Here is a 22,387-nt window from a genome sequence, read left to right as displayed (position 1 = left end):
ATCCCTGATTCTCGTGTCATGACAGTTATATATCTGCCCGTACAGTTTCGGGTTATACTAACTTTCAGGTGGGGCGGGGATGATATGGAGAGAGTAACAACCCGCGGTGCACCCCCAGAGAGGACATCTTCCCATGCTGGAGATGGGATCGATCCCGCGTGGGGTGTGACGAATGGTTTCTCTCTGAGGTCCTCGGTATGGAATTTCAATCCACACACCCGCGTGGGGTGCGACTTATGTGACCTATCCACCGTATAGCGCTATCGATATTTCAATCCACACACCCGCGTGGGGTGTGACGGGACGAGGCGTAGAGGTTCACGCGGTTCTGTATTTCAATCCACACACCCGCGTGGGGTGTGACGATGTGTATATAGCGTAGTTTTTCAATACATGAATTTCAATCCACACACCCGCGTGGGGTGTGACAACAGATCGTGGCGATTCTCTACGGCAGTGGGAAATTTCAATCCACACACCCGCGTGGGGTGTGACATCGACGACACCATTCGCAAGCGCGGTCTGGATGTCATTTCAATCCACACACCCGCGTGGGGTGTGACCTCCAAGGGATCAGCGGATACAGCGGCGATCATTATTTCAATCCACACACCCGCGTGGGGTGTGACTGCCCCAGGTGCGGGGCGATCTCACCGGCAGGAGCGATTTCAATCCACACACCCGCGTGGGGTGTGACTTACGGCGCAAGGCGGTTCTCTGCGAACAAAGACGATTTCAATCCACACACCCGCGTGGGGTGTGACTTTATGAGCAGCACATCGAACATCGAGATGATCCAATTTCAATCCACACACCCGCGTGGGGTGTGACAGATGAGGATTTTAACGTCATAATGGAGTAATTATTTCAATCCACACACCCGCGTGGGGTGTGACATCCGAATGGGTAAAAACATACTATCGGGTTATCATTTCAATCCACACACCCGCGTGGGGTGTGACGTCCCCGAAAGGATGTATATGTCGTTTGTGGCCGATTTCAATCCACACACCCGCGTGGGGTGTGACTCCGCTTCCGGTCAATCCCCCGTTCGATAGGGTATTTCAATCCACACACCCGCGTGGGGTGTGACCGACTCACTGACGTTGAGCGCAATTGTGCTGGTGATTTCAATCCACACACCCGCGTGGGGTGTGACGGCTGCGCCGGTTCCGCCTCGAGTACCTCCAGGGATTTCAATCCACACACCCGCGTGGGGTGTGACGAATACTTCCCGCCGGGGATTATCGTGATTAAGATTTCAATCCACACACCCGCGTGGGGTGTGACGAATATACAACTAAGAATGGTCTTGCGGAACTTATATTTCAATCCACACACCCGCGTGGGGTGTGACAACTACAGTTGTGAGCATAAGGACAAAGACATTGAATTTCAATCCACACACCCGCGTGGGGTGTGACTGAGTCCCAGGACCGGGACCGGCACCTCTGCCAATTTCAATCCACACACCCGCGTGGGGTGTGACAGCACCTCCTGAGAGCCCCCCATCCCGAGATCGTTATTTCAATCCACACACCCGCGTGGGGTGTGACCCCATACACAAGGTCAGGGAAGAAATCGGAGATTTCAATCCACACACCCGCGTGGGGTGTGACTCCTGGAGGCGGTGAAAAATCTCCGATTGCAGGCATTTCAATCCACACACCCGCGTGGGGTGTGACCCCTGGCGTCATCGTTAAACCTGGTGCGGTATGGATTTCAATCCACACACCCGCGTGGGGTGTGACAAAGTTCGCGAGGCACTGAATAGACCTGAAAACATTTCAATCCACACACCCGCGTGGGGTGTGACTCAGAGGGGGGGTGGGCCACCCTGGACCATCTGATTTCAATCCACACACCCGCGTGGGGTGTGACTCCAGCTTGGCCGGCGCCGGAAACCGTTCGATGTATTTCAATCCACACACCCGCGTGGGGTGTGACATAATATTCCTCCATATCGTCAGTCATGCGGAAATATTTCAATCCACACACCCGCGTGGGGTGTGACACATGGCAAAAATCATAGATGAACTTCTATCCATTTCAATCCACACACCCGCGTGGGGTGTGACGGAGACCCCCGTATATCCGGTTTTGGATACGGTATTTCAATCCACACACCCGCGTGGGGTGTGACAACTACGCCGAGAAAACAGAACCGAGGCGGTACGATTTCAATCCACACACCCGCGTGGGGTGTGACCACCACACCCCATTTTCCGTGATGAGGTGGTGTATTTCAATCCACACACCCGCGTGGGGTGTGACTTTGATAGCGAATTCAATATTTGGGATATATTAATTTCAATCCACACACCCGCGTGGGGTGTGACGGAGGATCGAGTCACCCGAGAGAACCAGAGAGAATTTCAATCCACACACCCGCGTGGGGTGTGACTAATTCGATAGGGTTGTTAATTATCGTGCTTTTCAATTTCAATCCACACACCCGCGTGGGGTGTGACAACCACGGGGCATTGCCTGATTTGACTTCGGATAATTTCAATCCACACACCCGCGTGGGGTGTGACGACCATCATGCAATGGTAGCCGAAACCCTTGAAATTTCAATCCACACACCCGCGTGGGGTGTGACCCCCTACGGCGGCGACGGTGCGCATGCGGGCGCAATTTCAATCCACACACCCGCGTGGGGTGTGACCCCCTTCGTCACCTCGATGACTAACCTCCCCATGTATTTCAATCCACACACCCGCGTGGGGTGTGACAAGATCAGCCATGACTTCAGCCCGACTAACGAAATTTCAATCCACACACCCGCGTGGGGTGTGACAGACGCTAGGATTGCCTACAATCGATTTTCGATATTTCAATCCACACACCCGCGTGGGGTGTGACGGCAACATGGGGCCATACGGTCTCTGTTTGGTCTATTTCAATCCACACACCCGCGTGGGGTGTGACCACCTGCACCTATCCAGACGGCTCGACCGCCTCTATTTCAATCCACACACCCGCGTGGGGTGTGACGAGGCGCAGAGGATGACCGTTTCCTCTGGCCGATTTCAATCCACACACCCGCGTGGGGTGTGACATCCCCGACCTCACCAAGAGGTCGAACGTCTTCTATTTCAATCCACACACCCGCGTGGGGTGTGACTGAACAGGCCCCAGAGGGAGTCGAGCGCCGCCTTATTTCAATCCACACACCCGCGTGGGGTGTGACCAAACTCACCACCCGCGATGATCGCCGATACCAGATTTCAATCCACACACCCGCGTGGGGTGTGACCACGATACCAACCCTTCGCCGACGGTGTAGGATATTTCAATCCACACACCCGCGTGGGGTGTGACCTTCTTTGGCGGTTTCGTGGCCAAAGAGAGCATATTTCAATCCACACACCCGCGTGGGGTGTGACCTCAAAAAAGGGTGGACAGTGTTAATCCTGCTTGGATTTCAATCCACACACCCGCGTGGGGTGTGACAGACTGCATTAGTCACCTTATCGACCTGCCTATATTTCAATCCACACACCCGCGTGGGGTGTGACATTGTTCTTGGCGACAATCGCCAAAAACTCTTTAATTTCAATCCACACACCCGCGTGGGGTGTGACGATAGGGGATTCGTTAGAACCTATCATGCTTCTCATTTCAATCCACACACCCGCGTGGGGTGTGACCTCCGTTTCGGATTTAAGAAGCATTTTGATAGCATTTCAATCCACACACCCGCGTGGGGTGTGACCTCGTTTCGGTTTCTTTTGCTCCGAATACGGAGTATTTCAATCCACACACCCGCGTGGGGTGTGACATCCCCCAACCCTAAATCCTGCACTCCTTTCTCTATTTCAATCCACACACCCGCGTGGGGTGTGACTTCGACCGCAGGCCGAACACTGCCGTCAGCCAGTAATTTCAATCCACACACCCGCGTGGGGTGTGACGAGGTTGACGAAAGCAACCTGACAAGGTGCAAGATTTCAATCCACACACCCGCGTGGGGTGTGACAGGATAGAGGTCGATGGGCTCCGCTCCCGGAATGATTTCAATCCACACACCCGCGTGGGGTGTGACGGTCACATCACTTTCTGAGTCTTGATGTACTTCTATTTCAATCCACACACCCGCGTGGGGTGTGACCCAGCCTGAGCGTCACTGGAAAGATGCCCCCCTCTCATTTCAATCCACACACCCGCGTGGGGTGTGACGGTGCCAAATTTATAGAAATAATGAATTACAATATTTCAATCCACACACCCGCGTGGGGTGTGACCGATTGGATCCTGAGATGGAGAGGATCCTATCTGAATTTCAATCCACACACCCGCGTGGGGTGTGACTCGAATGTGACAGTCGTCATCGTATTCCCCTCTATTTCAATCCACACACCCGCGTGGGGTGTGACTCAGGGTGACGACCTCGGCGGATGCCGCCGGGGCCAATTTCAATCCACACACCCGCGTGGGGTGTGACGTAGTTTCGGCCCTGGCGGCATCCACGGTGAGGAATTTCAATCCACACACCCGCGTGGGGTGTGACATTACCAGAGACCGCTTCGTAAGCCCCATCAAGGGTATTTCAATCCACACACCCGCGTGGGGTGTGACGTTGCCAGCCTGCGCCGTTGCCATGGGCGAAGAATTTCAATCCACACACCCGCGTGGGGTGTGACTGTCGAGGTCACACAGATAGCAGACGACGGCACGAATTTCAATCCACACACCCGCGTGGGGTGTGACATCCCCGACCTCACCAAGAGGTCGAACGTCTTCTATTTCAATCCACACACCCGCGTGGGGTGTGACGCGGTGCGGTCCCCGTAGCGGGAGACCCCCCACCGATTTCAATCCACACACCCGCGTGGGGTGTGACCGCAGCTGCGCGGCCTCTTCGGGGATGGATAAATATTTCAATCCACACACCCGCGTGGGGTGTGACCTCTCGCGGGTCGAGGACCCCCAGAAACCGGAATTTCAATCCACACACCCGCGTGGGGTGTGACGATATTGCTTGGTATGCGCTTAACAGTATGGAGATTTCAATCCACACACCCGCGTGGGGTGTGACGGCTACAGCACCCCTGCCTCACCATCGCCGGAATCATTTCAATCCACACACCCGCGTGGGGTGTGACGATGGTCCAGGGTGGCCCACCCCCCCTCTGAGAATTTCAATCCACACACCCGCGTGGGGTGTGACCTCCCCGCGGCACGGTCATCCTCCGGTGTTCCATTTCAATCCACACACCCGCGTGGGGTGTGACCACCGACGCTATTGATATTATGCCCGCCGCCGTATTTCAATCCACACACCCGCGTGGGGTGTGACGACTTTCAGATGTGCCGGATCGAGGAGTTCCCAATTTCAATCCACACACCCGCGTGGGGTGTGACCTCTTTCTGATGATGTGGTCTCCCAGATATATCAATTTCAATCCACACACCCGCGTGGGGTGTGACGGCGTTCAAGCATTCCCGGATCACCTCCCTGGTATTTCAATCCACACACCCGCGTGGGGTGTGACCGTTGCGGCCATCTGGCACGCCATCGCCGAGGCTATTTCAATCCACACACCCGCGTGGGGTGTGACGGTACGACCCGAATGCTGATTGTCCTCTGTGGAAATTTCAATCCACACACCCGCGTGGGGTGTGACATCGAAAGACGCCGCAAGAGGGAATCTGGACGAATTTCAATCCACACACCCGCGTGGGGTGTGACTGGCATAATCGGTTGTGATGACATCTCCGGCGAATTTCAATCCACACACCCGCGTGGGGTGTGACTTCCTCCTCCCTTGAGCGCCTGCAATACATCGGGATTTCAATCCACACACCCGCGTGGGGTGTGACGTAATTTCGAGATACATATTTTTGGCGTGGTGATTTCAATCCACACACCCGCGTGGGGTGTGACCGGTACGACCCGAATGCTGATTGTCCTCTGTGGAAATTTCAATCCACACACCCGCGTGGGGTGTGACATGGTGAGGCAGGGGTGCTGTAGCCGGACAACACGGATTTCAATCCACACACCCGCGTGGGGTGTGACCAGGAAGAGTACGACCGCATAATAAACAAAGGGTTGAATTTCAATCCACACACCCGCGTGGGGTGTGACTCAGAGGGGGGGTGGGCCACCCTGGACCATCTGATTTCAATCCACACACCCGCGTGGGGTGTGACCACGCCCCGGCATGAAGATCACAGTAGCACGGGAATTTCAATCCACACACCCGCGTGGGGTGTGACGTATATGTGCGCACATGCGTGCATGATCACATATTTCAATCCACACACCCGCGTGGGGTGTGACCGTGGTCTGGACATCATCGGCCATCGAAAATACATTTCAATCCACACACCCGCGTGGGGTGTGACGGGGAGAGGGCCGCCATTACGACCGCCCCCAGGGATTTCAATCCACACACCCGCGTGGGGTGTGACCGCACAACCTATGAGTTGCGCAACACCATTATTATATTTCAATCCACACACCCGCGTGGGGTGTGACCTCTGCAATAAGCCATAGGTCCGCACATGATCTATTTCAATCCACACACCCGCGTGGGGTGTGACGGTGCGGCTCCCTGGGTGTGAAGGTGGATGGCAATTTCAATCCACACACCCGCGTGGGGTGTGACAGATACCAGATCGCCAAAAACCCATATCAGAATCATTTCAATCCACACACCCGCGTGGGGTGTGACGTGTTTCGATTGAATACATGATAGGGGATTCGTTAATTTCAATCCACACACCCGCGTGGGGTGTGACAATTAATGGGGGTATTTGGGCTCCGATTGGGAAAAATTTCAATCCACACACCCGCGTGGGGTGTGACACAGTGCAACAAACCGTTTCCTATTGATGGATCAAATTTCAATCCACACACCCGCGTGGGGTGTGACGTGTATTTTCCGCCCGACCATCCGCTTGGTGCTGATTTCAATCCACACACCCGCGTGGGGTGTGACTTTCGGGAGACAGCAAAACATCCACTACTTTGAAAATTTCAATCCACACACCCGCGTGGGGTGTGACCTCAAAAAAAGGTGGAGTGGTTAATCCTGTTTGGATTTCAATCCACACACCCGCGTGGGGTGTGACCACCGTATAGCGTTACTGTCTAAAATAGATACCGTATTTCAATCCACACACCCGCGTGGGGTGTGACCGCATTAGCGAGCGCGCCGAACGGCGTAGCAGAAGCATTTCAATCCACACACCCGCGTGGGGTGTGACCTCAGATTTTCCCGCAAGGGTCTTTTGCGCAAATTTCAATCCACACACCCGCGTGGGGTGTGACCGCAAATTCATCCAGATCATGCTTCGACTTATTTGAAAGACTCAGCATAGAACATAGACAAATGGCATCTATTTTGCCGAATGATAGATATTATTTTCGGATATCATCGGATAAATGGGGTTATTCCCAAAACTTCGAATTACTCTGGTCCATCTTTCCAGGTAAAACAGATTTTTTTGGAAGTTTTCGATTCTGAAGGCTACTAAGACAAATTCACCAAAACTATAAATATGACATCTTGATTTCCCCTGCGAACCCCCCAGAGAAACTATGTTCACTACAGGTTCGCAGAAACTACATCACTAATAAACCTTCGGGATCGTAGCCTTTTTTAGCACCAAAGTGCTCCACGCGATTTTTCCAGTTTTTACCCAGATAATAAAATCTGAGACTATCTTTTTCCTCATCGATCATATTGCATAAAGAATGTTTAAGTTGCGCAAACTGAGCCGGATCAACGAGGCATTCAAAAACGGAGTTCTGCACCCTCTGTCCGTAATTCACGCATTCTTTCGCCACCTTTCTCAGTCTGCTTTTCCCACCGTCCGATTCCGTGCTCACATCGTACGTTACCAGTACCATCACTTCAAACACCTCAATTCATAAAAAATGGCGGGTACCCATCAATATCTCCCCGCAGATACCGCGCCAGCAACATCGCCTGCACATACGGAAGCAATCCAACTGATATCTTCTCATTTAAATAGGGATGAGTAATCTTATCCTGTTTTCTCTTTTGCCAGGCTGCCAGGATTTCTTTCCTTCCGTCATCAGTCATGATAACACCGCCATTTTCCTTCCGGAAGAAATCTTTACCACAGATCTGCCTGAGGTTGACCATATTCAATGCAAGGCGATCGGCCATGAATGGACGGAGTTCCTCCATCATATCAAGTGCAAGGCTTGGCCTTCCAGGACGATCGGTGTGGAAAAATCCAACATACGGATCAAGCCCGACAGTTTCTAATGCCGACTCAACATCATGGGCGAGCAACGTATACAAAAAAGACAGCAACGCATTCATGTTGTCAAGCGGAGGTCTCCGATTCCTCTGAGTGATGAAAAAATCGTCCTTCTGCTTGAGAATCAACTCGTCCAGTACGCCAAAGTAAAATCTTGCACAATTCCCTTCGATACCGCGAAGCGAATCCGAATTTAAACAGGAATCAATGCTCTGGAGATTTTCAATCAGTAAAGAGTCGATGAAACGAATTTTATCGAGATCAATCACATCACCATGGTCACGAATGCTTCTTCCAAGAACCGTCCTGCAGTTGACGATTTTCCCTATGATGAAACATCTGGCGAGATCCAGTGACTCCTCTTCATTGTCAGCTTTTCGATACTGAGTACGCCGCAAGAGCACATTGCCCCGGATTCGTCCATGAACGCGCCCCAGGAATTTTCCATGCGGCGTCAAAAATGAGAGGCCAACATTATTGTCAGTACACAGTCGCATCAACTGAGGGCTGGCCCCCATATAGCCAAAACAGACTATACCCTCAAGATTATGTATCGGAATACGAAATTTTTCAACATTGTTTATTTTAATGACAACATTCTCCCCCTCTCGGAGAAGATATGATTCGGGAGTTGTGACATATAATGTGTTCAGTAATTTTTTCATAGATGGAAAGCCCTTAAACTAAAAATACAACTTCAAAAATATAAATTCTTCTGGAAAAAACGAGAATTTTAGAGATCACCTACACATGCATCGCTCACATGTTTGGTGACATATTTACGGGCAGAAACTGATTTTTTCGTCAGTTTTGGGACACAAACATCAACAAGAGAACAGAATCTGCAATTCTGAGATCTTTCAGCCGGAGGGGTGATTCCCTTCTTAAAGAGGTCATGCATTTCACCAGCCAAAGAGATCACAAGATCTCTCAATTCTTCCGTTATTTTAAGATGAATTCTTCTCCGAATTTCATTATAATAAAAGTCGGCGGAGGATATGTGTACATCGAACATCTCTTCAAGGCACATCACCTGAGCACAGAGCTGCACTTCATCGCGCTCATCAATCTTCGGTTTGCCCCTTTTGTATTCTACAGGATGCATTTTCCATAAACCGTCGCAGCCCGGAAGAGAAACACCGTTCTCCGAACGGACGTACTCAACAACATCAGCCACGCCATACAGGCCAAGACGATATGATACCAGCGGAAAAGCTCTCGATATCATAACATCGCCTCTGCTTTCTCTCAGGAACGGATCATCCACACGCTCATGAAGAAAATGGCCTTCTGTCGTCCGAAGATTATCCTCCCACTGGCGCTCGATATGAATCAAGGCCCATTGACGCTTACAAAATCGAAAATGTTGTATGCCGGACAACGAGAGCAACTCGTCTTCGGCATATCTTTTTTCGGTCATAATTTTTCAATCATCTCAACGCCCTTCGGGATGTCGTCAAAGATGGTGACTGTGTAATCTGCAAAAGAGCGAGGAGGGAGATCACGGGATAGGCGTTCCACCTTTACGCAGTCAAAGAGGACGTGAGACTGACAGTTGCCGAGTTCGCTGTCATGCTTGAACACGATCAGTTTCCGTGCTGACATTTTCCCCCGGGCCGCCGAATGGTCGTGCTCAAACATATTGATCAGGCTATCCCAGAGCAGGTTCAGATCGTCCTCGTTAAATCCAGTGGTCTTTTTCGCCAGATGCGCTGAGATGTATCCTTCGGCACGATACAGGCCATAGGGCACAATCTGTTTTTTGCCCATCGTCTGGCCTTTTTCAGCGTCTCTCTCGTTTGTGACGGCACAACGGGTGACCGTTACTTCCTGCTGGAAGATCGGATCCGCACTGCGGGCAAAACCGAACTGCACAGGCCCTCTGACCTGCCCACAGTTGACCTCCGTCGTCATCACAGCACCGAAGGCCCGGATGTCAAAGAAATTCTGGCACATGAACTTCGTCAGTTCGTCATCCTTCGGTTTCTTCGAGTCTGGTTTTATCCCAAGATAATCATAGGCTTTCTTGTTCTGATCATTGAGGACGACACCGGACTTGACGTAGATATCGTAACCTGCTTCTCCGCCTTTTACAAGGTCAACATAATCCCTGATCTTTCTCTTGAGGCAAACATCGGTGACGATGCCATGACCGGTCTGCGGATCGACCCTGGGCATATTCCCCATATCGGGATCGCCATTCGGATTTCCGTTTTCGACATCGAACAACAACACAAATTCGTACCTATTCTTGACAATTTCACTCATAATTACGCCTCCTCACTTGAAACGGCCTCTTTCTTCTTGTAAAACGCCTTCCGCTGATGATAGTAGCCAAGCATGAACATGCCCTGATCTTCAAGATTCAGGTACGCGGGAAACTCATCCACGCCAGCGAGAATCTGTTCAATCGACTGACTGGATTTGAACCCCCAGTCAGACTTGGCGATGTGGTGCTGTGCAAGTTTTAACAGAACTGGAAATACTACAGCGGGAGTCGATGAAGCACTGCTGAAGTACTTGCTGTTAATGGTGCTCTTCATCTCTCTGTTCGTATCACTCTGTACCTTCTCAAGAACGGCAAACAACCTTCCAAGGCGATACGGCACGTTTGAACTTTCTTCGTTTAGACTCATGGTAATCACTTCCTCTTTGAGATTCGTTAATCCTGATCTGCTCAATCTGAGCAGATAGGCTTTGATGATTCCAGCCCGGACATAGTTGATCGACCCCTCGACCTTCACACGGCTCAGGATTGCGCTGTACAACGGCATGGGGTAGGTGCTCCCAGTCAGGATAGACCGCATAATCAGACCGCCAAGAAGTGGTGAAACCGCTTTTTTGTCAGAACTCTGAGGGACAGTTTCATTCAACAGGCGGTAGATTGAGACATATCTCGGACCAGAATCGTCCCGGACGATCTCCATGTCCAGATGGTGGCGGGCAACCTTTGCGATCAGATCCCTAACTGTGTCGACATACCAGAAGCGGACGGCAAGCCGTGCATTGTTCGGAGACAATCCTAGGATATAGAAATTCGTCTCAGGGTCCGTCCCGACGTCCTCTTGATTTATTTTTGTGCCGGAGCGGACTTTGGTGAGAATATCTCCAATCTGCTTGATCGCCCCTGTGTCTTGTATCCGAGAATCCTCGGCCTCATGACCTTCATTCTTCTCTGCCTCCTGAGGATCAAAAAAGAACCTCACAAGATCTTCACAGGATTTTTCACCTGTCTCGGCCCAGAAAACCACTGTCGCATCGGCAATACGAATCCTGTTGCTCTGGCCTGCAAGAAGGTGATTCAGGGCAGTCGTGTACTTGAACATCGACGATTCGCTGATGGGAGAATTAAAACTTTGTTTTTTCCCATACGAGAGGAATGCATCGTTGTTGAAGCCGACAAGAGAAGCCCCTGCCGACTGAGCCCCGACAACACCCTTTATTTTTTGATGGACCCGAGAAACCGGCTCCACCTCTCCGGTCACCAGACACTGGGCAACAAATGCATCGCCAGCCTCATTCTGAGAGTAAGTTTCCCAGGCGTTTCTTACCGCACCTTTCCGATGGAGAAAATCCCCGTTGCATTCAAATACACAGTTGCCACCGGCGAGAAGGTCATCTTTATACTGTCCGGTCGTTGGATTTATCAGGAACTCTTCCGGATTCCACCCATCCAGAAAAGCAAGGAATCCACGGACGCCGGGATCATCCAGGCCGTCCAATATGCCATGCTGAAGGGCCCTGAACTCCTCAAAGCATTTCCTTGAACGTTGGTGAATAAGAGTAACATCCTTGTCGCTCTCCTCCAGGATCGTATACCCGGCAGGATCGTCCACGAGCAAATGAGGGTGAAATTTCTTCTCAAAATCCCCTCTTTTCATCTTTTCAACGCCGAAAACATACTTTGCATTATCGCAGACAAAATACGGCGGCGCACTTATCCCAGAACGAGCCTTCTGGATAGGAACATCCATATTCTGGGGTATCGGTTTCTTGTCATCGCTCCTGAGATCGACAATATGCGAAAGAACACCATCGGGCGAAATGACAAGGGCAAATGAAACCTTCGCGCTGCTGTACCCCCACCGTGGAATGTCGGCATTCTCATCCCCCTCCAGAATATCATAATGGCGACAGAGGGACTGGATGATCATGATACGCCCCCGTAACACAGGCACTTCTGAATGTCAATTACCCCGTCCACCATACTGGCGCGGAAAAAGACCGCTTTCATATCGTCGGTAAAATCAATATCATAGAGCATGAACCCGAGATCACGCTCTCCTCCAGTTTCACCACGATAACAGGACGCAGGGACTTTCCCTTCAATCAATTCAAATTGAACCGGAAATTCACGACAGCCGAAATATGGGTGATGGAAGCACTGGCCTTTTCTCATTCGCCGAAGGGCAACATTGTAATGCTTTTCGGCGGTGTCTTCAGGCCCTGCACGGTCTGTCATCTCAAAATGCGCCTCGATAGCATAACAGACATCACGGAGGACAAGAGAGGCTCTTTGCACCGTATCCTCGGTGGAGTCCTGATAGAGGGCAGCATCGCCTCCCTTGAAAGCCGTTTTCACTTTACCTGTTGATATTTTTCCAGGCCTCTCATTCCTGCGGATATTGTCAAATCTGATCGGGTTCAGGACGTGGATTTTGTCAATCTTCCAGGAAATTGCAGGCTTCCAGTAAATCGCTTCAAGAATCCCTCGGGCTGCTGAGGGAGTTATGACATCATAACTGACGCGCTCAACTTTCATCTCTGGTCGCGTGAAGCAGGCATAATCTCCCCATACTTTCAATTTAATTCCAAATCCGATTGCAATCACCTCCTTAAATAATGAATAATGAATTTTCATCAAGATTATATTTTCGGTTTAAAAGACCAATATTTTCAGAATAAAAATCCTCTCCGCCCCTCAATACAAAAAATCTATCACCGATAGAGGAGATCGCATTGGTTTTTTCTAGGTGCCTGAACTCTTCAAGATAAATGCTCACCGTATACCCCTGCAAACTTCGAACATATCTCCCGGGAAATCCAGCGCGCTCGATGTCTTTAATAATGGACCTGGCATTTTCATCGTACGGGATAATGACGTCTCGCGTATTATCCTCGATAAGGTTGAACCGACCTGCCACATCCTCAAAGGGAAACGCAATACTTTTCAGTCTCTCTTCAAAAGACAGCAATATTCTCTTATTATCCAGCCCATCGTCCTCATAGGAATACAGTTTCTCGAAATATCGATCCACGGCAGGCAGCGACAGGGGATCATCAGATTCATCAAAGATCATCCTGCCTATTTCGGCAACGCGGTTCTGCCAGTGTGTCGCCCTGCCATACTCTTCAGTTGATCGAAAAACGAACACCTCTCCGAAGTCCATTTTTCCTTCACGGTTGCATCTTCCTCCAGCCTGACAGACAGAGTCAACACCAGCCATCGCCCGGTATACGGTCGGAAAGTCGATGTCAACGCCAGCCTCGATCAGTTGGGTGGAGATGACACGGCACTCCGCGCCGGTTCTCAGAAGCTCTTTGATCTCTTTCAACTGCTTTCTCCGGTGGACCGGACACATTCGCGCACTCAGGTGATAGCAGTTTCCGGATTCAGCGATCTGTTCGAAGAGTTTTTGTGCGTGTTTCCTGGTGTTTACGATACACAGAACCTGGTTGTGCGCCATTAATCTGGCTGAAAGATCAGCATCATCCAGGTCGCCGAGATCGGTAACATGAACTCGCCTGAATACTTTGTACAACTCCTGTGGGGAGTGCATAATCTCCACTGGCCTGACACGCTCGTCCAGAAGTCCATTGAGATTTGGCTGAGTCGCCGTGCAGATAACGACCGTCGATCCGTAATTGACCACCAGCTCGGAGAGTGCAGCAAGGCACGGCTTCAAAAAACCCGTAGGCAACATCTGGGCTTCATCGAGGATAATCACACTCCTGGAGAGGTTATGCAACTTGCGACATCTGGATACACGGTTGGAAAAGAGAGATTCAAAAAATTGAACATTGGTTGTGACGACAATCGGAATGTCCCAGTTCTCTGAAGATAGTTTTAGTTTATCCGCAACAAGATCAGTGTTTTCGGAGGTTTCGTTCTTAGGATCGTAGTTGCTGTGGTGTTCGAGGACATTTTGATTTCCAAAGATTTTTCGGAATACATCGGCATTTTGTTCAATGATGCTCGTATAGGGGATTACATAGAAAATTCTATTCAGATTGTGTTTTTTCAGATGGGCGAGAGCAAATGCCATTGAAGAGAGGGTTTTTCCTCCTCCTGTCGGGACGGTCAGGGAGAACATTTGCGGCGGCAATTCGGCTTTTTCTTTGCATTGTTCATAGATTTGTCTTCGATATCTATTTATCGGATTATCTTCGGCGGTTGAAAGCATTGCGTCCATGTGGTCATCGAATTTTCTGGAAAGCGTGTCGAATGACTCATATTGCCCCCTGAGAGAGGATTTATCAGGGGACATGAATCCTTCCGTGTCGAGAAAATCCGCATCAACGAGACATGAAAAGAGCATGCGGATGTAAAACGAAATCGAAAAACCCATTCGTTTATTGATTGGTGTAAGACAGGGACGTATATCCTTCAGATCCGGGATTGAAATTTCATTTTTGTATGCCGAGTAGTCCGGCAAATCAGGTTTTGAGAGACGCTCCAGGAGTCCAGACTCAGCACTCCCATAATTGAGAAGGCCACCGTGGTGTCCGGTTATGATATATTCCAGGATACGGCCTTGAAAACCACCATAGAATGTTCCAGACTCTTTTGCCCCTGCAGTAGAATGATCAACCCTGATATTGGCGCCACTGAGACGCCTCTGAAATTCGGGAGAATACTTCCCGATATCATGCAACAATCCCCCGACATATCCTAATCGCTCCGCATTGAAGTCAAGAGCAAATCTGGAGGAAATATTCGCTACATTTTCCAGATGAACTTTCAGAAATTGCCAGTTATTCTTATCCGAGTCATCCGTAGAATGGGCATGATACATGGGATTTCACTGTGTTAGCATCCTTATATCTCCCCATAATCCTTACGATTTGATACCGAGGCAGTTATTACTTCAAAAATGAATTTTCAGAGGGAAATGCTAAGACCACAGAGTATGAAGTGATTTAAGACCTGAGCAGGAGAAGAGATTCAGGCTCCCCAAAAGATGATACACGACATAATACTGGAGGAACAACCCAAGGATGCACGCTGCGGTTCAAACATTTTTAAACTCCCATCTGTAGTGCTCATAGAGATCGTTAAACGTCTTGAATTGTTCTTCGTTTATCGAGTGCTCCCTAATCTGGAATTTGTCACGAATAGTCCTCGATTCTTCGCTTTATTCTCCATCAGAATTTATTAGCTCGTCTTTTTCATGATTAGTCACCTTCAAATGGCGATATCATGACGGGCTGGACCATCAGACAGGGCAACAATGGGTGCGGTGAAATCCAGGAATCACTCCCCATTCCTCACCAATTCCATCCCCGAACAGACCTCATCTAGAGAGTATCCTCTCCTCTCCTCTCCTTCTCATCAGACCCGGCACGCTTCCCCGTGCCATTGCCCTGTGCCTCTGTTATCCCGCTTCTCGGCTTTACGGCGATGGTCATCTCGACAGGCCCGGTATCGAGGGGTTTGTGATGACCTATTCCCTAGACTTCGTGCGGTTTGTCTTGCCGGCAGCCGCCAGGATTTCGACCATAGACGTTTCCGTCATGCCGCACGCAAAGACTCGACACTCTCCTGATCTTGGTCCCGACCTGGTTCCTCTTGCCTGAACACCTACCCTGCAGCATCCCTCCCCCCATTCCTCACCCCCACCTCCGCCTCACGCCCGGCAAAACCCAAACAAACCACCACATACGGGTTCACCCCCCACCCCCCCTCCCACCTTTGCACCCCCGCACCGTTTCGCACCCCCCTGCACTCTCAAAGTGCCTCCAATCAGGGCGATATCCCGCCCTTGATCTCACATCCCGGCCCATTCACCCCCATTGTCCCCGGCATGTGCACCTGAACACCGATCGCACACACACACACCCATACCCCCCTGGACCGGGTGCGCTGTGTGCCTCCCCTTTTTGGTGCATATTACTATGATGAGAGAGAGAAATCTCTCTCCTCTCTCCAGAATATACGATCCACCCTCCCTCCTCGCTCCCCGGTTTTTGCACCTTTCCGGTGCCATCCCGGTGCAATCCGGGTGCAATCCGGGTGCAACAGTGCCAGAAGACATGCAGGCACTTGACCCCCCTCCTGATCCCCCCGACCAACCGCATTCCGGCCGCATTTCAGGGGGAAAAACGGGCAACACGGCCGCATTTTCAAAAATCCGTGCATCTCCCCCTGATGGCCAATCTCACTGAATGCCGGGGGGCAGCGTTGCGCACACATGCCCTCCCCGGGAGGAGGCGATGGAGATGCCGGCGGGAGGGAAGGGAGGGGAGGAGAGGCATTCCATGCCGCCCCCCGGAGGGCCCGAATACTACGGATATCCGTAATATTTATTGCCGCCCCGATATCATTGGATGGCCATGGGTATGCCCGCCATCGCACACATCCGCCTCTCGCTCGGGATGGTGCAGATCGCCATGAACATGCTCCGGGAGGTCGACCGGGGCCGGAAGAGCCCGCTCTCCCCTGCGGCAACAGAGATCCTCTACTCCGCCTACTTCTCCAGGATCTGCATGGGCGATGTCGCCGGCATGCTCGGCGTCTCCCGGAGCACCGCCACCGGCCACATCGACCACCTCGAGAGGGAGGGGTACGTCCGCAGGGCCAGGGACCCGGACGACCGGCGCTCCTACCGCATCCTCCCCACCCGGAAGGGGGAGGAGTGGATCCTTGCAATAGAGGGGCGCCTCTTCGCCTACCTCGAGGAGGGGATGGGGCGGCTGACACCCGAGGAGGGGCAGGAGTTCGCCCGCCTCTGTGCACAGTTCACCGGCGTCCACGACGAGGCGTCGTTTTCGAGCGTGCTCCGGGACCTGAAGAGATCGCGGGAGCGGCTGCACGTGCCGATGACCGTCGAGCGGGAGGGCAGGCTGCTGCGGCTCGAGGAGGTGGCCGACCGGCGCTACCATAAAGAACAGAGCGATCAGGTGAACCAGATGTTTGAACAGAGAATACCGGAGACCGACGACGGCATCCAGGACAGGACGACCGTTGCCGTCTATGAACAGATGCAGAAAAACCTGCGGGACGCCGGGCACCTGCCCGTGGCCACGCTCCAGGAAACAGGGATCCGGTCGGGCACGGCCCTCGAGATCGGCCCCGGCCCCGGCCTGCTCGGGCTCGAGTGGCTGAAGGCGACCAACGGCACGCGGCTGGTCGGGCTCGAGATCAGCCCGGCCATGATCGCCGTTGCAGAACAGAACGCCGCCGGCTACGGGCTTTCCGAGCGGGCCAGGTACCGGGAGGGCACCGCCCTCGCCATGCCGTTTGAGGACGACGCCTTCGATGCGGTCTTCTCGAACGGCTCCCTCCACGAATGGGAGTCGCCGGGAAGGGTCTTCGACGAGATCCACCGGGTGCTCAGGCCGGGCGGACGGTTCTGCATCACCGATCTCCGCCGCGACCTCTCGCCTGAGATCTACCGGCAGATGTACGACTCCTGCGAGCCCCCGGCCATCAGGCCCGGTTTTGAGTCCTCGGTGCGGGCGGCCTATACGGAGGAGGAGATCCTGGACCTCATCGAACGTTCCCCTCTGAAGGGGAGCAAGGTGATCGCCCACCCCTACGGGCTGGTGATCTGCGGCGAAAAACGCTGAAGGGCGGGGATCGGTTCCTTCATCCCCTCCCCGACACATCATCTCCCATGGACCCAAACTTCTGCCGCTGCTATGTCGGCGACGGCACGCCCCCGACAAACCGCTACTGCCGGTCGTGCCCCCATGCGGCGGTAGCCTGCGACCGGCTCTGGGAGCGGGTGCGTGAACTCGCCGGATCGAATGGCGGCGAACCGGTCCCCCTTCCCGGGACCCGCGCCTTTCTCTCGCCGCATTCGCGCAACCCCGACTTCGTCAGGCTGCAGGTGAACTGCCGCTGGGCCCTCGGGAAGGAGGATTTCCTGCACTATATCGCCACCGGCCACGCCGGGATGGGGCGAAAAGGGCGGCGCACCGATCCTTCCGCCTCGCCGAGCATGACGCGGCAGGAACCCTATGTGGGGGCGATCCTGGACCTCCTGGGCGGCCGGGATATCCCGGAGATCAGGGCCGTGCGGCGGGTGCAGCAGGAGGGGGCGCCGCCCCGCTGATCCCGTTCACTCCCGCTGCCCGACCCGCAGTGTCCGCAGCCGGTTGATCGCCGCCGCCAGTTCATAGGGGCGGAAGACTGCCAGACCGCCCGAGGGGTGGGGGGTGAGGGCGTCCGGGCCGTCCCGTTCCACCTCGGCCATCACACCCTCGACCACCTCCCGCAGGCTCCGCCGCCCGTCCATCAGGCGGCGTGCCCGCAGGATCGCGTGGGCGATCGCCGTCGTCTGGGCCGGATCGACCACCTGCGGCACCGCCGAGAGGTCGATCTCGTGCACCCCGAAACGGATCCCCCGCACGCCGTCGGCCGCCACCTTCGCCTCCCGCCGCCCCTTGCTGGCGTCGATGGAGGCCGCCTCCGGGATGCGGTGCCTGAACGCCCCGAAGCCGTCCTCAGTCGGTGCGGTACGGCCCGACGCATACCTGCCGGCGATCGCCGCCGCCCGTTCGGTGGCGTCTTCAGGGCGATAGGCCGCCATGCAGACGACCGTATCGGCGATATCGAAATAATCGCCCGACCCCCCGATGACGAGCACCGTCGAGACCCCGAGGTCGCCGTAGAGCGCCTGCGCCCGGTCGATGAAGGGGGTGATCGGCTCCATATCGTCGGCCACCAGGTCCTGCATCCGCCGGTCGCGGATCATCATATTCGTGGCGGCGGTGTCCTCGTCAATGAGCAGCACGCCCGCCCCCATCTCCAGCGCCTCCATGATGTTCGCCGCCTGCGAGGTGCTCCCGCTGGCGTTCTCGGTGGAGAAGGCGCGGGTGTCGCGCCCGTCCGGCAGACCGGCGATGAAGGGCGAGATATCGACCCCCTCCACCCGCCGCCCGTCCTCGGCCCGGATCTTTACCGTCGAGGGTGCGGCGGCCACGTACTCGCGGCCGTCGCCCGGGATATGGGTGTAGACCCCGCGCTCGATCGATCGGAGGAGCGTGGATTTGCCGTGGAACCCCCCGCCGACGATCAGGGTGATCCCCTCGGGCACTCCCATCCCCGTGACCCGACCGGCATTCGGGAGGTCGATCTCGACCCGCAGGGAGGGGGGCGACTCGAAGGGCACGGCGCCCTCCAGGGGGCGCTCGTCCACGCCGCTCCGCCGCGGCAGCACGGCACCGTCGGCCACGAAGGCGACGAGTCCCAGGGGGGTGAGGGCCTCACGCAGGGCGGCGGCGTCCTCGGCGACCGCAAGGTGGCGGTCGAGGAGATCGGCGTCGATCGATCCGTACAGCAGGGCCGCGGTGACGAGCGCAGGGATATCTTCAAAGAAGATCGCCTCCGCCTCCCGCCCGAGCACCGTCCGCCCCCGGGCCGGCAGCCCGACGAGAATGCGCACCTCGATATCGCCCTCCGCCGTCAGCACCACCGAGGAGCGCTCCAGGACCTCCTGCCCCGGGCGGGCGATGGCGATCTCACCGCTCTTTCCGCTTCCCCGCCGCCTGCCGCCATGGCGCCGGAGCGCACCCGAAACCGAGCGGGCGAGGAAGTCGCGGAAGGCCACGGCCCGTTCCGGTGTGCCGGAGCAGTGCGCCGGGAACCCGGCCCTCGAGGCCGGGATCCGCACCCGTACGCGGCTCGGGGCGGCGAAGGGGTCACCCTGCACATGGTCGATGAACAGGGTATGCCCCTCGAAGGCGTACGCCCCCGCGCAGTCCTTATATGCCCCATACCCCCGCCCGTCGATCCTCCTCAGGGTCGCCCTCAGGTCTGCCGCCGTTCTCACCGTCATTCCTCCATCACCATCCGGGCCCGGACAAAATGAGTGTTTCCCGCCCGGGCGGCGGAGGTGTTATATAGTGCCCCCTCAGAACCCCGAATACCCGTGGGGGGATGAAATGAAAGCAGGATATCTTTATGGAATAGCGGTGCTGCTCATTGTTCTGGCCATCTGTGCCGGCTGCACCGACACCGGCGGCACGGAGACACCGGCGCCGACGACCGCACCTGAAACGACGGCGATGCCCACAACCGAAGCGCCGATGACCATCGTCGAGACTGCCGCCGCTGACGGGCGGTTCACCACCCTGGTCGCCGCCGTCGATGCGGCCGGCCTCACCGACACCCTGAACGGTCCCGGGCCGTTCACTGTATTTGCACCCACAGATGACGCCTTTGCGGCCCTGCCGAACGGGACCATTGCAGCCCTCCTCGAAGATCCCGAAGGGCTGCTCACAGAGGTGCTCACCTTCCATGTGGTGAGCGGGAGATACATGGCGGCCGACGTGGTGAACCTCGACGCCGCCCCGACCGTCCAGGGCGCCAACCTCACCATCACCGTGGAGGATGGGGATGTCATGGTCGACGGGGCGCGGGTGGTGGTCACCGATATCGAGGCCTCGAACGGCGTGATCCATGTGATCGATGCCGTCATGCTCCCGCCGACCTGTCACCTGACGGTCGGGACATCTGAGGGGGCGCCCGACCACCAGCATGTCTGGTGCGAGGGTGCGGCCGAGACACTGCCCTTCTGCAACGACATGGGGGCGTGCCATACCCACCCGATCGATGAGGGCGGCAACATGGCCGAAGCGGCGGGTGCGGGTCCGCACACCCATGACCTGACCTGAACCCTTTTTTTCGCGAGAGAACGGCAGGTTCATGCACCGCCGCCGCACAATTCTCATTCAGATGAACCATAGCGGCGATGCCGACCTGGAGGCGGCGCTTGAATCCGGTAATGAGGACGCCGTCTGCGCCGCCCTCCAGGACATGCTGATATTTCGATCGGCACACCCCCTCTCCCCTGCGGACCTGGACGCCGTTGCCGGGGTGCTGGAGGGCGGGGGGCGGGCCGGGCGGCTCGCCCTGCAGGTGCTGTATGTGGCGGCCGTGCGGCAGGGGATGCTGCCGGCGGATACGGAACGGGCGGCAGAGGGGATCCGGAGGATCCTCGGAGAGTGCGGGGACGACCGCACCGTCGTTACCCACGCCGTCCGCCTGCTGGGCGCCATGGACCACCCGCTGGCGATCGAGCGCCTGCGATCTGGCCGGGAGCGGGTGAAAACGGAGGACTACTGCCACCCCATGATGGTGGACTACCTCAGACGGCACGACGCCGACCTCGCCGCCCTGCAGGGTGCCCCTGGAAAGAACCTAAGAGAGATCCGGGCATATGCACGGGATCCGGCCGCCCATGAGGAGCGGGTGCAGATGGAGCAGGAGGACGAGGTCGAGATCCTGTAGTGGGCCTCAGATCCGCCCCCGGTCAGGCCCGCCCGGATGACATAGGTGTCCTCGGCCGTGCGGGCGGAATAGCAGGTCCATGATCCCGCCCCCTTCCTCCGGACAGATATATCCCTGACCAGCAGCAGACAGGATTACCATGCCGTTTTTCTGTGTCATGTGCGGGGAGTGCTGCAGCCAGATGGGCGATGTGCATGTCGTGGAGGAGGAGTACGGCCAGGGCCGGTTCCTGATGCTGAACCGCTACACCGGCGAGAGGCACAGGGTGGAGATCGACCCGGCGCTCGCCCGCCTGTATCCCGACCGCCGCATCTATGAGCGATGGCCCGGGGCGTGCCCCTTTCTGAGGGAGAAACCCCGAACCGGGGAAAACGTCTGCATCATCCACCGCACCCGCCCTGATATCTGCCAGGAATACCGCTGCTGGCGCCTGCTCATCCTGAACGAGGAGGGCGTGCGGGCCGGTCGGGTGATGGAGCGCCGGCACCTGGCGGCAGACGATCCGGCGCTGAAAGAGTTCTGGGAGCAGACCGTCGCAGTCATCCGCGAGGACGACATCGCCCGCTGGGACGAGCGGGTGACCGGGCTGCTGGAGCGTGCAGGGTATACCGTTCGCCGCTGAAATCGGCCATATTGTGTCTATTTCGACAGTATTGCAGACAAAAGGGGGTCGAATTGGAAACAGGG

13 protein-coding genes and 1 CRISPR repeat array are annotated in these 22,387 nt (G+C 55.0%); of the genes, 5 read left to right on the top strand and 8 right to left on the bottom strand.

Annotated elements, in window-relative coordinates:
* Window positions 1-202: 202 nt before the first annotated feature.
* Window positions 203-7,282: a CRISPR direct-repeat array (repeat unit 32 nt; unit sequence ATTTCAATCCACACACCCGCGTGGGGTGTGAC).
* A 294-nt stretch (window positions 7,283-7,576) separates the two neighbouring features.
* From cas2 to cas3, 7 genes are all read right to left on the bottom strand, one after another.
* The gene (gene cas2 / locus CUJ86_RS07860; RefSeq protein WP_207231394.1) at window positions 7,577-7,864 is read right to left on the bottom strand and encodes a CRISPR-associated endonuclease Cas2; all 288 of its coding nucleotides are present in this window, start codon (window positions 7,862-7,864) and stop codon (window positions 7,577-7,579) included.
* A 13-nt stretch (window positions 7,865-7,877) separates the two neighbouring features.
* The gene (cas1c, locus tag CUJ86_RS07855; protein WP_130647025.1) at window positions 7,878-8,909 is read right to left on the bottom strand and encodes a type I-C CRISPR-associated endonuclease Cas1c; all 1,032 of its coding nucleotides are present in this window, start codon (window positions 8,907-8,909) and stop codon (window positions 7,878-7,880) included.
* A 68-nt stretch (window positions 8,910-8,977) separates the two neighbouring features.
* Window positions 8,978-9,664, bottom strand: a complete 687-nt coding sequence (gene cas4, locus CUJ86_RS07850; RefSeq protein ID WP_130647024.1) for a CRISPR-associated protein Cas4 — start codon at window positions 9,662-9,664, stop codon at window positions 8,978-8,980.
* Window positions 9,661-10,512 carry a type I-C CRISPR-associated protein Cas7/Csd2 gene (cas7c, locus tag CUJ86_RS07845; protein WP_130647023.1) on the bottom strand — a complete coding sequence of 284 codons (852 nt, stop codon included), beginning with the start codon at window positions 10,510-10,512 and terminating at the stop codon, window positions 9,661-9,663. Before cas7c ends, cas4 begins: the two co-directional genes overlap by 4 nt.
* A 2-nt stretch (window positions 10,513-10,514) precedes the next feature.
* Window positions 10,515-12,398, bottom strand: coding sequence for a type I-C CRISPR-associated protein Cas8c/Csd1 (gene cas8c / locus CUJ86_RS07840; protein WP_130647022.1), 1,884 nt, complete (start codon window positions 12,396-12,398; stop codon window positions 10,515-10,517).
* Window positions 12,395-13,105 carry a type I-C CRISPR-associated protein Cas5c gene (cas5c, locus tag CUJ86_RS07835; protein ID WP_130647021.1) on the bottom strand — a complete coding sequence of 237 codons (711 nt, stop codon included), beginning with the start codon at window positions 13,103-13,105 and terminating at the stop codon, window positions 12,395-12,397. The genes cas8c and cas5c overlap by 4 nt, the downstream gene beginning before the upstream one ends.
* Window positions 13,080-15,260: a CRISPR-associated helicase Cas3' gene (gene cas3 / locus CUJ86_RS07830; RefSeq protein ID WP_130647020.1), complete on the bottom strand. Its 2,181-nt coding sequence runs from the start codon at window positions 15,258-15,260 to the stop codon at window positions 13,080-13,082. Before cas3 ends, cas5c begins: the two co-directional genes overlap by 26 nt.
* A gap of 1,543 nt (window positions 15,261-16,803) precedes the next feature.
* Here cas3 and CUJ86_RS07825 point away from each other — a divergent pair.
* Both CUJ86_RS07825 and CUJ86_RS07820 read left to right on the top strand, forming a co-directional pair.
* Window positions 16,804-18,033 carry a methyltransferase domain-containing protein gene (locus tag CUJ86_RS07825; protein WP_130647019.1) on the top strand — a complete coding sequence of 410 codons (1,230 nt, stop codon included), beginning with the start codon at window positions 16,804-16,806 and terminating at the stop codon, window positions 18,031-18,033.
* 47 nt (window positions 18,034-18,080) lie between these two features.
* Entirely contained in the window at window positions 18,081-18,521 is a 441-nt protein-coding gene (locus tag CUJ86_RS07820; RefSeq protein WP_130647018.1) for a hypothetical protein, read from the top strand.
* Window positions 18,522-18,527: 6 nt separating this feature from the next.
* On the opposite strand, the gene CUJ86_RS07815 is transcribed toward CUJ86_RS07820, so the two are convergent.
* The gene (locus CUJ86_RS07815; RefSeq protein ID WP_207231393.1) at window positions 18,528-20,246 is read right to left on the bottom strand and encodes an ABC-ATPase domain-containing protein; all 1,719 of its coding nucleotides are present in this window, start codon (window positions 20,244-20,246) and stop codon (window positions 18,528-18,530) included.
* A gap of 106 nt (window positions 20,247-20,352) precedes the next feature.
* On the opposite strand from CUJ86_RS07815, the gene CUJ86_RS07810 reads away from it, so the two are divergent.
* The 3 genes from CUJ86_RS07810 (at window position 20,353) to CUJ86_RS07800 (ending at window position 22,322) form a co-directional block, all read left to right on the top strand.
* Window positions 20,353-21,084, top strand: a complete 732-nt coding sequence (locus tag CUJ86_RS07810; RefSeq protein ID WP_130647017.1) for a fasciclin domain-containing protein — start codon at window positions 20,353-20,355, stop codon at window positions 21,082-21,084.
* Window positions 21,085-21,145: 61 nt separating this feature from the next.
* Entirely contained in the window at window positions 21,146-21,700 is a 555-nt protein-coding gene (locus tag CUJ86_RS07805) for a hypothetical protein (protein ID WP_130647016.1), read from the top strand.
* Window positions 21,701-21,839: 139 nt separating this feature from the next.
* On the top strand, window positions 21,840-22,322 hold the full coding sequence (locus tag CUJ86_RS07800; RefSeq protein ID WP_130647015.1) for a YkgJ family cysteine cluster protein: 483 nt from the start codon (window positions 21,840-21,842) through the stop codon (window positions 22,320-22,322).
* Window positions 22,323-22,387 lie beyond the last annotated feature (65 nt).

Origin of the sequence: Methanofollis fontis (genome assembly GCF_004297185.1) — an archaeon.
Lineage (GTDB): Archaea > Halobacteriota > Methanomicrobia > Methanomicrobiales > Methanofollaceae > Methanofollis > Methanofollis fontis.
Note: the sequence above shows the minus strand (reverse complement) of the source record. Positions and strands in the feature narration are given on the sequence as shown.

Coding starts and splice junctions, on each gene's coding strand:
- cas2 (WP_207231394.1), bottom strand. CDS start 7,864: ATGGTACTGGTAACGTACGATGTGAGCACGGAATCGGACGGTGGGAAA.
- cas1c (WP_130647025.1), bottom strand. CDS start 8,909: ATGAAAAAATTACTGAACACATTATATGTCACAACTCCCGAATCATAT.
- cas4 (WP_130647024.1), bottom strand. CDS start 9,664: ATGACCGAAAAAAGATATGCCGAAGACGAGTTGCTCTCGTTGTCCGGC.
- cas7c (WP_130647023.1), bottom strand. CDS start 10,512: ATGAGTGAAATTGTCAAGAATAGGTACGAATTTGTGTTGTTGTTCGAT.
- cas8c (WP_130647022.1), bottom strand. CDS start 12,398: ATGATCATCCAGTCCCTCTGTCGCCATTATGATATTCTGGAGGGGGAT.
- cas5c (WP_130647021.1), bottom strand. CDS start 13,105: ATGAAAATTCATTATTCATTATTTAAGGAGGTGATTGCAATCGGATTT.
- cas3 (WP_130647020.1), bottom strand. CDS start 15,260: ATGTATCATGCCCATTCTACGGATGACTCGGATAAGAATAACTGGCAA.
- CUJ86_RS07825 (WP_130647019.1), top strand. CDS start 16,804: ATGCCCGCCATCGCACACATCCGCCTCTCGCTCGGGATGGTGCAGATC.
- CUJ86_RS07820 (WP_130647018.1), top strand. CDS start 18,081: ATGGACCCAAACTTCTGCCGCTGCTATGTCGGCGACGGCACGCCCCCG.
- CUJ86_RS07815 (WP_207231393.1), bottom strand. CDS start 20,246: ATGACGGTGAGAACGGCGGCAGACCTGAGGGCGACCCTGAGGAGGATC.
- CUJ86_RS07810 (WP_130647017.1), top strand. CDS start 20,353: ATGAAAGCAGGATATCTTTATGGAATAGCGGTGCTGCTCATTGTTCTG.
- CUJ86_RS07805 (WP_130647016.1), top strand. CDS start 21,146: ATGAACCATAGCGGCGATGCCGACCTGGAGGCGGCGCTTGAATCCGGT.
- CUJ86_RS07800 (WP_130647015.1), top strand. CDS start 21,840: ATGCCGTTTTTCTGTGTCATGTGCGGGGAGTGCTGCAGCCAGATGGGC.